A 12,861-nucleotide genomic window follows, 5' to 3' on the forward strand; every position below is an offset into this window, starting at 1 on the left:
CATTGATGAAGCAAAGGATCAGTTGTTCAGCATAATACTGAAAATTTCAGCAGAGTGCTGACGTGCTACCGTCATATCCCAGCCACCAAGACCACGTAAAATAGTCCTGATTGTTTTTTTGATCTCATTATGAATATCAGTCTGCTTTTTCCATATCGGTGACAACATGACTTCAGCGATATCAGGGTGGCTAAAGATGCCTTTAGTCCATGCCAAAGCTTCAGCTTCCTCAACCTGCTTTTCCAAGTAGTTGAACACGGCTCGCTCTGTTGCTGTTCCCAAGCCCATCTCAGATGGCTTGGCATCTTTATCACGAACACGCTGAGCAAAAAGCTCTAGCTGTTCCAGGAATAGTGCTTGTTCGATCCGTCCTTCACGTTCATCTCGGATAAGTTTCTCTAGCTCTTCTTCCAAGTCGCCAAAGAAGGCAGGATCTTTACTTTTACCCGTCTTAATGGTGTGTTTGAGTTTGTTCTTCATGACCAACGCTGCACTCCCTGCACTTTTCTGTTTGCGGAGTAGATCCATATCCGCAGCATCCAGAATTGAAACTTCACGGCCTAGCAAGCTCTTAACTTCACTCGCTTCTATATGCTCGTCGAGCATGTTTTTAAGCAGCTCAGATTCAGATGCGGTGATGCGAACCGTATCTGCACTCTCAGGCATTTTGTTGCGCAGTTGGAGTTTTATCTCATTCAGCACTTTGAAGTAAGGCTGATATTTAGATGCGCGTTCGTCGGGTAACACGATATCTAAGCGGCTATTGAATCCAGCGAGAGCAACGAGGAAGTCTTCAACAATATCTAGACGAGTATCAGGGTCTAGGTAGAGATCGGCATCCTCTTTGTAAGGTTCAGGCTGTTTCACTGGGTTGTGCTTTTTCGGAAGAATGTCTAACACTTTTGTCAAAGCAGATTGAAGGCGTGGTAACTCCGCTTCGACGTCCGTCCATACTTGATCGGGTTGTACGTCACCCCCATAAACTTTCAGCGCTTCATCTAGGTACTCAACCACCCCGAAGTAATCGACAATGTAACCTGCTTTCTTACCTTTTCGAGTTCGGTTTACACGAGCAATAGCCTGAAGCAAAGTATGTTCTTTTAGCGGTTTATCCAAATATAAAGTGCTGACAATAGGCGCATCCCAACCAGTTAACAGCATGTCCGAAACGATGATTAACCCAATGTTGTTAAACTTGGTTTCTTCTTTGGTATTAGCGGATTCATCACCATAAGGCAGCTTAAATTCATCATTCACCAAGCTAGGGATCTTTTCAGACGGTACGGCTATCGGTGTTTGACCTTGTTTGAGTTCCCGTTTGATACGCTCTTCGATAGTTTCAAGTTTTGAGGTTGATCCTGATGCATAGTGAGCTTGTTGTTCACTAATACCTGTACGCTTATCTGTCATACTACCGAGAGAGATAACCACTCGGCTTTCAAAGGTCGGCAGACCTTTGTTTTGACGCTCCTGCATGATTTGGTTCAGCACGTCTTTATAGCGAACGGCCATATCACGCCCGTCACATACCAGCATGGCTTTAAAGCCACGAGGCTTCACGCTTGATAGAAAGTGTTCGACGAGATGGCGAGCATTCTCCTCAATACGCCCGATAGCACCACGACGTTTTTTGAGTAACTCTTGCTTTAGCTTTTTCTTACGGGCTAAAGGATCATTACCAAATTTATCCTCAAAAGCTTGTTTTAGCTTTCCGTCGCTACCCCATTGCGCCATACCTTCAAGATATTTAATAGGCAGCGTTGCACCATCTGCAACCGCCTCGTCGAGGCGGTAAGTATCGATGTACTCTTTACCGCCGAATGTACCCAGGGTTTCTTTATCGTCTTTAAAAAGCGGGGTGCCAGTAAATGCTATGAACTTGGCGTTAGGTAAAGAAGCACGCATGAATGCAGCAAGGAATCCATACTGACTGCGGTGCGCTTCATCAACCATCACGAAGAAGTTGGGCTTGGTACTCAGAACACGAAAATCAACTTTCTCTTCGCTAACGAGTTCCCATTTGGCTTTTTTAGGGTTGCCATTAGCATCAGTTTGACCGTGAAGAACATTGTTCTCCTTTAAAATCCAGCATTGTTCTTGCCCAGAATCATCCTTCCTCAAAACGCGTCTGACACGACTTTTAGAGTCTGCAATGGAATCCTCATCTTCGGACTCTTTTGCGGCCTGTATCTGCTTACCATCGCTTTCTTGAAACTTTTGAACGGTCGAAGTGAAAATGGTGCCGTAGTCATTGCTGAGCATGGCTTCTAGCCCAGCGACGGAATCTGCTTTAATCGATTCAAGACCGACATTGGTAAAGGTATTATGGATCTGACGGTCAAGGTCAGTGCGGTCGGTAAGAATCAAAATACTTGGGTTATTGAAACCAGAAATTTCGGCTCGCATTAAACGAGCAAGTAGCGCCATCGTCAGTGATTTACCACTCCCTTGCGTATGCCAAACTACGCCGCCAAGTTCTTGGCCTAATAGCTGTGGGTCTTTACCCTGTAGACGGAGTAGCGTCTTCTCGACTGCGAGCCACTGTTGGTAACGTGGCAGCTTCTTGATCATGATGCCTTTTTCAATTTCATACATAGGGTAGAAACAGACTAAACGCACGAAGCGGGAAGGCTCGAATAATGCCCACAGTAGCTTTTCTTGCTCTGTAGGGGGCTTGCCTAATTGATTTTCTAATTCGGTAAGAACAATGTTCTCATCAGGCTTTTTCGGATCAAATTTGTAAGTTAGATAGAACTGTTCTGGCGCATAGATCGCGCCATACTTGGCTTGGCTGCGATTAATGGCGGCACAAACCATATTAAAGGCAAAGTGTTGAGTGAAAGTGCCTTGGTAGCCATCAATTTGTGCAATGCCTTTGCTGAGCTTAATTGCGCTGTTTTTACACTCAATCAAGCCAAGGGGTAAGCCATTAATGAATAACAATAAATCTGGCTTAAAAAGTTCATCGTTAGCATTTTTGCCGACGTACTGATCAACTACATGGAATAAGTTACCCTCGGCACCTGTTTGGTTGATAAAACGGATGCTACGAGGCTGACCATTTTTGTCTTTTTGTTGCAGATTCGATTGAAACAGAACATGCTTCCAGAACGCATGGTTAGCCAGCATTAAGTCGCTGTTATGCTCAAACCATATGTCTCTGAGCTGTTTAATCGCTTTGTTTGCACCGTTCGGAACCTCGGCCAGCCAAGGGTTAAGGGCGTGTAGTCTGTCAGTTAACACTGACTCCAGAATAACAGGCTCAGTCTTGTGTGTTTGTTCTACATCTCGACCTTTAATGTGCTGATAACCAAGGGCTTTTAACCATTCAATCGCTGGGCGTTCTACCCCAACTAGCTCTGGATTCGATGATTCAGCCTGACCTGACATACCTTATTCCTTTATTTATTGTTATTCATTTTTTATTGTTCATTTAAATTACGTTTTTTGCTTTTCAGGTGCCTTCGCCCGAAGGCATCATGAAGCAATTGCTAAGCGGCTTCAGTTTCCTCAACAGGAACTCGCCATTCACCTGTAAGTAACTTCTGCATCAAGCCTTTTTTTAGTTGCTGGGTTTCGACTTTTTGTTGCTCAAGAAGATTTAGCTTATCACTAACAGTAGAAAGGATGTCTACGATAGAACATTGTTCTTCAACTGTTAATACTGGAATCCTGAAGCTTCTGATTTGCTGGAAATTTAGACCTTCTCTATTGCCGCCTGCTTGCAAGTTCCATATTTGTTTCTGTCCTAAATTTGAATTTAAGAACCAACCACAAAACTCAGGAGTTATAGCTTGTGACATACGTATAATGCAGACATGCTGATTAACATTACCTTCTTCAAAATCAGCGGGCAGAACAGCACAACGACCTATAGATGCCCCTGTTATGTTTAAAAGAACATCTTTAGGTTGTAATTGAGAGCCTTTCATTTTTTCGTGTTGCTGCTCAGTAATAAACGCGACATCATCAAGTTTAAACTTACCAAATAAGACGTTTTGACTTCGAATAAGTGGAATGCCAGTATCTACGTATGCTTTACTGCCACCTTTAGGGGTTACACCGCTACCTACTTTAATAGTGTGCTCCCCTAAAGTTTCAACAGACCAACACTTTGGAATTTTCCCAAATGGAGAATCCTGAAACTCAGTATGCGGTTGCCAGTTTCCATTCTCGTCCTGAACACCGACACCTTCTGAAAACAGCTTTTGCATTAAGCCTGTTTTAAGCTTTTCGGTTTCTGCAATTTTCTGGTCGATAAGGTCGATTTTCTTATCAACTGTTGAAAGGATTTCCGCGATTTTTTGTTGCTCTTCCATTGAGGGTAATAGAACTTCAACATCAAGTACGTTCGCAGGGTTAATATTTGGCTGTGCTCCTCCAATTGCATCTTTAAGCCACTCACTAACAATCCGATCTTGTTGTAAGACATAAAACAAATAGTCAGATGATAGTTTTTGATGTGGTTTGAAGGCACCCACACGTTGATTCAATGCTGCAGGCTTATCAAGTGTATATCTGCCAATTTTACCAGTTGTTGCTCCTGACATTGCGATTAGAATGTCACCTTCAGAAACTAAAAACTGCTCTTTTACACTATCAACGTATACGCAGTTATCCATCACAATATCAAGGTTTTTTATATTTGATATTTTGACTAACGGAATGCCTCTCTGAGTGAAATCTTTACTCTTAAAAGCAAACCCTCCTTGGAGATCACACACTTCTGCTAGCTGTAATTTTTTCCAGTTCATTGGTTGAAAGGTTTTCATTTTAGCAGCCTCAAAAGTTTAAGATCTTTAGTAGGGTATTCAGTTTAATATCTGTTTCACTTATATTTTTATCGATGCTTTTTAGTTTTTCTATTGTTAGAGAAACATCAATACTCTCTTGCTCTTCTGAAGTGTCAATATAACGACTGAGATTGAGATTAAAGTCATTTTGTTTGATTTCAGCGATATCAACGACACGTAGGTACTTATCAACAGTGATAGTGTCCAGTAGCTCCGAAAGTTTATCTTCCGTTTGCTCTCCTGTATCAACTAAAGTTTGTTTCGCTTTGCTGTACTCGGTTGTGATACGTTTGATATCACTTTCACGAAGATAGTTCATCGCTTTACCTTCACCAAACTCGGCGGAAGCATCAACGAAAATAACCTTATTCTTCAGTGCGGCAGGTTTGTCTTTATTGATGATCAATACCGCAGCCGCAATGCCTGTGTTGAAGAAAAGTGCTGGCGGCAAACCAACTACACCTTCGATCAAGTCACCTTTAAATTCATCGTTGCCGATAAGCATACCTTTACGAATTTTACCCTCATCACCTTCACGGAAAAGTACACCGTGAGGAACGACAACGCCGATTCGACCATCATCTTTCGTTGAGGCAATCATATGCTGAACAAAGGCTAGATCTGCTTTTGTCCTCGGTGCAACGCCAAGACCAAAACGACCATAAGGATCTTTAAGGTCAGTGCTGTATTTCACGTTTCTCTCTTTGCCACTTTTTCCATCAATGATTTTACCGTCATTGAGTTCTAGCGGTTCCCACCACTTCGATTGAGAGAAAGGTGGGTTGGCAATCACACGGTCGAACGTTTGAAGGCCTTCGCCATCTTTATGTAATGGATTTACCAGTGTATCGCCGCGCTTAATGTCACCATCTAGGTTGTGCAAGAACATGTTGAGTTTAGCAATTGCCCATGTTCCTAGGTTCTTCTCCTGACCGTAAAGTTTACAGTTAGGCTTGCCCATGATGGTGCCATTCTCGTAGCTCTCTTTGATGTGACGAGCAGACTCTACCAACATGCCACCGCACCCACAGGTCAAATCGTAAATCTCATGGCCTGGTTGTGGGTCAATTAGCTTAACGATAAGTTCTACCACTTCATGAGGAGTGTAGAATTCGCCACCTTTCTTACCAGCATCATCAGCAAATTTACCAATCAAATACTCGTATGCGTCACCAAGTAGGTCGGCTTTGTAGAGGTTTTTATTGCCCAGCTTGTGTTGGTTAAAGTGGCGGAGTAGGCGAGTCAGTAGCTCATTGCTGAGCTTCTCTTTATCACCGAACTGAATGGCGGTAAGCACTTTTTCTAGTGATGGGTTTTGATGTTCGATTTCAGCAAAGGCTTCATCGATGTACTCACCAATATTTTCCGTTCTTTCGATCAGCTTGTTCCAACGTGCATACACAGGAACGAACTGCTCTGGGTTATCTTCCTGAATGAGCGCCATTGCTTCTTCAGCGCTGCAACCTTCTTCTTCCATCACGGCTTCTACACGCTCGTCAAATACGTCTGAAAGACGTTTTAAGAACAGGAGACCAAAGATATAGTTTTTGAAGTCTGAGCTATCTACGGTGCCACGCATGATGTTTGCGCTACCCCAAAGCCATGTTTTTAGCTCTTCAAGGCTGATTTTTTCTACTGCGGTATTGGTTGTCATAAGAATCTCTTAAACGTTCACGGCTCGCTCAGAATCTTGGTGTGAGCGAAGAACAAAATTGTGGGCATTATAACGCAACAAGCGTTGATTGAGAGGCTTTAGATTCAGGAATTGAGCGCTGTAGTAAGATTATGATTTTATAGGGGATACTCCCTGCTACCTTATGAGTGTCGTGGTAGCAGGGCGGTGTTGTTAGGCTGCGGACTTGGTACTTTCGGATGGGGCTGAATTAAAGCAAGCATAATTACGAGCGTTTTTATGCATCTCTACTTTTGCTTTTTTGCTACTGCTACGGAATGTCCCAACTTCGAAGCCCAATGAGTTTAAGAGTCTTTTAAGGTATGACGTCGCCTTGTTTGGTTTTGCCTCCTGATGAAGAGGTTTGGTAATGTGTAAGCTATCTTTAAAAGCCCAGTTCAATAGCTTTCGGTTAACATAACAGGTTTTTACAATCTGGCGAACCTCATCTTTATGAATCCAAAAGGCGTCACCATCGACAGAAAATCCATACTTTTTCAAAATTCGGTCATAGATGAGATGAGCGGTACGATGGTGCTTCGTTTCGATTTCCACTTTGTCACTAGAGCGATTCACGAACGGGAATGAATCAAACACACTTCGATTGACTAAGAACTTGAAGTGGAAGTTAACGTCATCTTCTGTAACCTTTTTCACTCCGTAATCCCGCTTGATCTGAAACTTAGTTAAAGAAGCGTTATCAGAAGACGTCCTTCTGTCTTTAGCCCATAACCAGGAAGCTTGTTCTTGAGTTAAATCAGGTGAGGATACAATCGCTTGCACTTCTAACTCTTTGTACGCTTTGGCTGCCAGAGTAACACTCTTTTGAGCAAACAGTTGTGCTGTAAAAGAGGATGGGGCCGATGTAGTCATAAAACCGAGTTCTTCCAACGTTAAATGTAAATGCAAGGCTAAAGGAGCGAAGAAGCGCTTTTTAACGTTGTTGAATGCAATGTTCAACTTGTCAGTTGGCTGGACATGGACTGTTGGTTTGTACGTCGTCTCTTTGGCATGTGGCGTAATGAAATCTTTGTACGCATCAACAGCAAACCAAATTTGTTTTGCTGTACGAAATCGACGTGCGAAATTAATCAGCTCTAAAGGTGTTAATGTCTTATCGCAGAAAACCATAACCTTGTTAGTAAAGTGCGTAGTAATTGAAAAGCCTGAACTTAAGCAAGGAGATGCCATGATTGCTTTATACTTCTTAATCTCTTCGTTTGGATTCTCCAAAAAGGCTTTTTGAGCAGGCATGTCTTTATTGTGAGCGTGGATAATTAAGACACCGTCTTTTAGTGCTTCATCTTCACTATCTAGCTTATTAGAATCTTTATAGCCTAGTGATTGGGTAACCTGACGAAGTGTGACGAGAGAATCAAACAGGAACACTTTATCTTCCTCAATGAGACGCTCTTTAAGATATACGTTGGAGAGGTACTGGTTTTTATCTGTGACCACAGCTTTGATTGAAGAATACGGGTTCTCAGTGCAATCCAATAGCGTCACTTCGCTTCTTAACTCTTTGATGTAACTCAAGCTAATATCTGAAAGATCAGCATCACCCACAATCAATTGTGGGACATTACGAATGACTTCTGACAAGCTTTCAAAAACGTTTTGCTTAGGTAACTGTTTACTTGGTTCAGAACATACGACAGTCGTCAGTACTTTTTCGAACTCATCAATGATAAGGATATCCGCCTGATTAAGCACAGAGCGAATATGAGATTTCCAAATGCTGTTTACAACAACCCCCATTGCATCCGCCTGTTCTAGCTCGCATAAATCCTGGTTGTAGCTGACTGCGAGATTGTCATTACAGTATTGTTCGACCAGTGCGGTCAAGTAAGACAAATAAACGATCTTCTTGTTTTTGCTTCGAGCCGCTTTCGCTAATGGACCAAATAGATGCTTGGTCTTCCCTGTGCCTGTTGCCGCTCTTACTGCAAGAGTTTTGCTGTCGTTGATAAGCTGTGAGCACAGCGGAGAGCGCAATGAATCAACGGTGATGGTCTTAGTTTGAAGAGTCGGAGACATGAACTTTCGCACTCTATTGCGATTCTGTTCGAGTTGCTCGTCAAGTGCTGATCTCAACAAGTCGATACTCTGAACGCCCTGTAAATCAGACAGAAAGGTGTTAACACATGCCTCGGTTGTGCTGTTTGTCAGAGGAACAGTACGAATCAATTGCTTGGAAAGCCACTGCGATGTCTCTTTGCACGGTGATAGAGAGTTGCAAAGGGTTAGATAAGTCACAGTGCTTCTAAAGTTCTCTAAGCTGTAGTAAATCCCTGTCGCGCTATCTAACATTGGAACACGACTTCCACAGTAGTTGCTTTTCATTAATCTAGCCGTTTGAGTCGGGAACAGCTTTGAATCGGCGACTAATGTAATCGTATAGCCAGCATCTAGATAATATCTGACGACATCCATCGCATTGCTTCTGTCGTTGCGTAGAGCAACGACTCGATGATCATTCGAGCGATGCTGAAGGCACGGGTCGAGCATAATGAAAACCGACTTAGCTTTTGAGGTTTGAAGTAGAGTGTGTTCTGTAGATTGAGATTGCGCGATGACGTTCATTTATTCTAATTCCTGCTTGAACGTAAAAGTGCAAAATTTCTAGATAATATATATAACTAAAAAATTCTGCACTTTTACCAGCATGCTAAAGCATGCAGTAAACAATTGATTTATTGTGCTTAGTGAGAGTTTTTAGTTATGCGGCTAGTGCATAGAGACTGTTGTCGAAAAGAGACTGTCTTTGCTCAACAAGATGAGAAACAGTTTGCTGTAGATCTTTACCTAGTGCCATCGCTGCGATAATTGCATCGACCTCATGAGATAAGAAACCAACAGAGTTTGCACCTAAAGGAATTGATGGTGGGAAAGTTCCATCGTTAATTTTGCGGTGAAGAGTCGCTCTTGAAAATGGAACGCGCTGTAGAACGTCAGATTTACGTACGATTTTGATTTGTTGTTCAGTCATAACTAACACCTTTGTTATTTTTTAATTTTTCGTTTGTGTTAAAGACCGCTGGCCAGCGACGGAATTGAAGTTATGACAAGTGATTGGTCAAAAACAGAGAGGGGTTCTTGACCAATCGTGGGGTGAGATGAAGTATGTGTCTAAGTGTTTGATTTTATTGGTTTTGCCGCCTCGAAAAAGTTAAAGAACACCGCTTCTTTCTCTAATTCATCTGAAAAAGAAAGACTTGGAAGCTTGTTAATAGCTTTCGATGAATAGTACTTTTCGAGTTCAGTTCGATAGTATTTAAACTCATAGTAAGGTTGCTTATAGCTAATCTCGTGTAACGTTATTAACCCAGAAGGGTTTTCTTTTTTGTTAATATTCAGATGGTTATGGAAATCTATGAGATCTTGCAATGCACTTGGTGTATCTGTTTTAGGGTAACCTAAATGATGATGATAGCTGTGTTCAAGTACTTCATCGATGGCCGATACCATGTCAAGAAAAAAATCTTTGTAAGTAGGTAAAAATCCGATATCAAGATCAAATAAACTTGTCCAGTGATGGCTTACCTCTCTTCGTGTTCTGTTTCTTGCGTAATGTTCTTTGAGTATTGGTTTATTTTTGGTCAATTGGATGAAAGAGTAGTATTTTTTCTTGATTTGACTCTTTGAGATCTTTGTCACACTTTCGATTTTTTCATAGATTTTCTCTAATGGTTTTTCAGGAAAAATCTCCTTTCCTAGCAATACCATTTGATAAATATCCTCATCATCGAATCGTTTGGGCTTTTTATTTTTCGTTAATCCTATTTGATCTGAGTAATCCCTCAATATCTGATTGATTTCATCTGCATCATCTTTACATAAAATGTCTAGTGCCGTAATGAATGTATTTTCAATCAAGTACTCTACTTCCGAAAATCCTTTAGTGTATGGAGTCGAGTCTTTTAGAGAGAAACCTAAATATAGAAGGAATAGAGCAGTATTTTCAGGAGTCTTTGTTCTATCCTTAAATATGCGTTCTCTATGCTTATGCAAGAATTTGTAAAGAGCGGAATTCTGATAGTTAAGGTCTTGTTTTAATGCCATGACTCAGCCTCGCGGCTTTGCAATAGTGTTAGCACTTTTAGAAGCATCAAGTATGAAGTTGCTCCACCATTCCATTATCTTGCGACGCTCCTGGAGGTACTCAGCATTGTTGTAGATGTCACGAATCGTGTTCTTGTCTACGTGTGCTAGACACAGCTCAATAGCATCTTTGTTGAAGCCCTGTTCGTTGAGCGCTGTACTGCCGATGGAACGCATACCGTGACTTACCAGCTTTCCTTTCATTCCTGCACGTTTTAGAGCTGCGTTGACGCTCTGACTGTTCATGTGCTGGTCAACAGACTTTGAACTGGGGAAGACATAGCGTTGTCCGTAGGAGATGGGCTTCATAAAGTTTAAAAGCTGAATAGAAGCGTCTGAAAGAGGGATTTTGTGGTCGCGCTTCATTTTCATTTTATCCTTGCTAATGACCCAAAGTTTGTTTTCGAAATCAATTTCACTCCATTCAGCGGCAGCACATTCAACAGGACGGGTCAGGGTGTGGAGTTGGAATTCAAAAGCGCAGCGGGTAGCAAGCTTGATATTGGCTAACGACATCGCTTGCATAAGAGTATGGAGTTCGTCTGGGCTGATAGTACTCATGTGATCAGCTTTCGACTTTTTAAATGCATGCTTTATCCCGAATAATGGGTTGGACTGAATCTTTCCGCAATTCACTGCGTAGTTCATCACTTCATTTATTCGCTGACATACTCGTTTAACTGTCTCTAATGCGCCCTTTGCTTCTACTGGTCGTAAGACTTGAATCACAATTGGGGCAGTTAGCTCACTTATCGGCATGTTACCTAGGTTGGGAAAAATATGTAGCTCGAGAGATCGCCAGATATCGTTGGCATAGTCTTCGGAAACGTCATGCTTTTTTACTTCAAACCATTCTTCGGCAACGGATTTAAGAGTTGATGACTGAGCTATCTGTGCGGTAATGAGTTGGTTATCCCTGTGAGTTTTTGGATCAATACCTTCAGCGACCTGTTGGCGCATCTCTCTTGTTTTTTCTCTCGCAGATGCGAGAGTAATGTCAGGAAAAGCACCAAGGCTGATGTTCTTGCGTTTTTTAGTCACTGGATGGATGTAGTTGAAAATCCAAAGCTTTGCGCCGTTAGGTTTTATACGTAAGTACAGACCGTTGCCATCGGCAAGCGAATATTCTTTCTCTAAGGGCTTAGCTTTGGTTACTTGAGTTGGTGATAAAGGCTTGATTTTCTTAGCCATTTTAATAGTTCCTTTCTGATGTAACACCAATTTGTGTTGTTATTGGTTAGTGTTACGCAGAATGTTACTAAATGACTGAGATTAAGTGAATCTTGATGAGACGCCCTGAACCACTTAAAGCTAGATAGGACAAGGGTTTAGAAAAGAAAACGGGACGTCCTGAGACGTCCCGTTACTAGTGATTGGTGGAGCTGGCGGGAGTTGAACCCGCGTCCGAAAACCTTTCATCATTGGTACTACATGCTTAGTCGATCTTTAGTTTCGCCACCCACCTGCGAACCGACACGCGAATGAATGACTATCCTGAATTATAATTCGCCGTTCATCTCTCAGGCGGGAGAATCCGGGCTAGCGCGTTTGGGTTTGATCTCTCGTTATTCCCCGTCTTACGTGCGGAAGCTAGGGCGAGAGAGCTCTAAGCAGGGTATTAAGCTGCTAGTGCGTAGTTTTCGTCGTTTGCGACTATTTTTTTGCGGTTTGTTAACGAGGCCTACCGCACCTCGGCATGCACCTCAGACTTCTGAATTCCCGTCGAATCCTAAATCAGCCCCAAGGTATTGTTCGCATAGTAACAGAAAAGCATTAGCTGTCCAGCCCTACGCGTTTAAGTGGTCAAGATTAACGCAGTGAACTCTTCATTACACGTGCTTTTTCTCTCGCCCAATCTTTTTCTTTTAGATCTGTACGCTTGTCGTGCAGCTTTTTACCTTTTGCCACGCCAATTTTTACCTTCACCCAAGAGCGAGACCAGTACAGAGAAAGTGCAATTAATGTCATGCCTTCACGGTTGACACGACCGAGTAGGTTATCGAGTTCACGACGACTCATAAGTAATTTACGCACACGGGTAGGGTTCGCCACTACGTGTGTCGATGCCTGATTCAAAGGAGTGATTGTCATGCCACTCACAAAGGCTTCACCGTTACGCATGTATACGTAACTTTCAGAAATATTGGCTTTACCTTGGCGAAGGGCTTTCACTTCCCAACCTTGGAGCTCTAAGCCAGCTTCGATTTCATCTTCAATGAAATACTCGTGGCGAGCTTTTTTGTTAAGCGCGATAGTGTTACTACCCGCTTTTTGTTTTGATTTTGTCTTTGCCAT

At 42.3% G+C, this 12,861-nt stretch carries 8 protein-coding genes and 1 other RNA gene; all 9 read right to left on the reverse strand.

All coding sequences use genetic code 11. The features are described 5' to 3' along the window. Nucleotides 1-18 precede the first annotated feature (18 nt). The 9 genes from WJM94_RS09540 to smpB all read right to left on the reverse strand — a co-directional run bounded on the left by WJM94_RS09540 (nt 19) and on the right by smpB (nt 12,861). Nucleotides 19-3,390 (reverse strand): type I restriction endonuclease subunit R, encoded by a 3,372-nt coding sequence (locus tag WJM94_RS09540; RefSeq protein ID WP_444494015.1) that lies wholly within the window; start codon nt 3,388-3,390, stop codon nt 19-21. A gap of 101 nt (nt 3,391-3,491) precedes the next feature. Continuing rightward, a complete protein-coding gene (locus WJM94_RS09545; protein WP_140279073.1) occupies nt 3,492-4,772 on the reverse strand; it encodes a restriction endonuclease subunit S in 1,281 nt (426 codons plus the stop codon). A gap of 10 nt (nt 4,773-4,782) precedes the next feature. After that, nucleotides 4,783-6,447, reverse strand: a complete 1,665-nt coding sequence (locus tag WJM94_RS09550; protein WP_444494016.1) for an N-6 DNA methylase — start codon at nt 6,445-6,447, stop codon at nt 4,783-4,785. A 192-nt stretch (nt 6,448-6,639) separates the two neighbouring features. Continuing rightward, nucleotides 6,640-9,048, reverse strand: a complete 2,409-nt coding sequence (locus WJM94_RS09555) for a hypothetical protein (protein ID WP_444494017.1) — start codon at nt 9,046-9,048, stop codon at nt 6,640-6,642. A gap of 136 nt (nt 9,049-9,184) precedes the next feature. Beyond that, the gene (locus WJM94_RS09560; RefSeq protein WP_020431431.1) at nt 9,185-9,454 is read right to left on the reverse strand and encodes a helix-turn-helix transcriptional regulator; all 270 of its coding nucleotides are present in this window, start codon (nt 9,452-9,454) and stop codon (nt 9,185-9,187) included. A gap of 140 nt (nt 9,455-9,594) precedes the next feature. After that, nucleotides 9,595-10,527, reverse strand: a complete 933-nt coding sequence (locus WJM94_RS09565; protein WP_444494018.1) for a hypothetical protein — start codon at nt 10,525-10,527, stop codon at nt 9,595-9,597. A gap of 3 nt (nt 10,528-10,530) precedes the next feature. Next, nucleotides 10,531-11,757, reverse strand: a complete 1,227-nt coding sequence (locus WJM94_RS09570) for an integrase domain-containing protein (protein WP_444494019.1) — start codon at nt 11,755-11,757, stop codon at nt 10,531-10,533. A gap of 183 nt (nt 11,758-11,940) precedes the next feature. Then, nucleotides 11,941-12,308, reverse strand: a transfer-messenger RNA (tmRNA) gene (gene ssrA, locus WJM94_RS09575). Nucleotides 12,309-12,375: 67 nt separating this feature from the next. Then, nucleotides 12,376-12,861, reverse strand: coding sequence for an SsrA-binding protein SmpB (smpB, locus tag WJM94_RS09580; protein ID WP_444494020.1), 486 nt, complete (start codon nt 12,859-12,861; stop codon nt 12,376-12,378).

Source organism: Vibrio sp. YIC-376 (assembly GCF_052353105.1).
Lineage (GTDB): Bacteria > Pseudomonadota > Gammaproteobacteria > Enterobacterales > Vibrionaceae > Vibrio.